Source organism: Oleiphilus sp. HI0061 (assembly GCF_001635675.1).
The window spans coordinates 1-1,294 of sequence record NZ_LWFE01001630.1; the positions used below are offsets into that span (position 1 = coordinate 1).

Below are 1,294 nucleotides of genomic sequence, written 5' to 3' on the forward strand. Positions count from 1 at the left end.
GTATCCTCCAATAAGATTGCCGAAATAGATAAAGTATGGGTAGATTTATTACGTAGCGACAAGGCACTGCCATTTCAAGTGTTGGGTGAAAAGAAGTGCTTCAATGAAAGAGCAATGGTTGATATTCACTCTTTTTTGCAGTTCGTATGTAACGCTGAGAAAGGGGGGCGAGCACGTGAAATAGTTAATGCTAGCTTTGATTATGCGATCAAAGGTAACGATTATTCGGAACAAGTCAAATTTTATGCGCTATACAGCTATGTCACGAATTTAAAATTGAACGAAAGCTTGGACTCAGAGGCGGAGTCGCAGCTGCTAATTTGGCTAGGAATCATTACCAGGTTGATTGATAACACGACAATAGATTCCCAAGCGGACTTGGTTAGAGCTGTTCACTCACTTATCTCAATTACTCCATTTTATTCGGGTGAGATTTATACCGCAGTCTCAAAAATGGAGTTGAAAGATATTCCGTATTTCAGTGAGCGGCAGCGTAAAGAAGAAATCCTGAAATCTCAACTTATCATTGAAGACACTGCATGGCAGCCTTTATTTTCCCGCTTCGAAAACCATGAGTACTTTTATGGGCAAATTGGGTTTCTTATACAACGAGCTAGAACGGATGATGGCGGGTTTGACATGGTTCGTTTTGAAAAAGAAGGGGCTCAAGCAGAAGTACTATTCTCCAGAAAAATGCTGACTCGAGACGACTTTCTATTGCAACGAGCTCTTCTCTCTATCGGCGACTATATGGTCCAGAAGGGTTCAAACTTTAGCTTTTGTAAAAACTCTATGGCTACCTCAAGGGAAAGAAATGAGAATTGGCGCTCGGTGTTTAATGATGAAAAAGAGGGCCAGCATTATCTATTCAAATTAATGGATCGGTTGGTGCTAGGCGACGAAGTTACCGGGCTCTTAAAAATAGTCAGTGAATCGAAGACTAATGATTGGCGACAATTATTTATTGATTACCCAGAAACAATTGCCTATTGTAAAGCTTCGGAAGCACGTTTTGACTATTACGGTGCCGAAGAGATCTATCTTTTAAATAGCGTAAGGATGTCTGGAAAACATAGAGGTCTATATTCCTATTCGACGTATCTAGAAGTTTTGCGCAGTGAAGATCCAGCGTTAGCACCTCTAAAAGAGGTTATGGAATATAATACCGTGAGCGGTGATGATGAAAGCCCAGCGATTGTATTCAAGCCTTGGCATGATGGTAACCTAATGCTTAAGCTTGATGATGAAGAGGAGAAAGGTCTGGTTTTAAGTTATTGGGATCAGTCTGAAAATC

The 1,294-nt window shown here is 40.6% G+C and carries 1 protein-coding gene; it reads left to right on the top strand.

The genetic code is table 11. From position 1 onward, the window contains the following. On the top strand, positions 1-1,294 hold a 1,294-nt coding region (locus A3735_RS31410; protein ID WP_197486038.1), incomplete at both ends, for a hypothetical protein.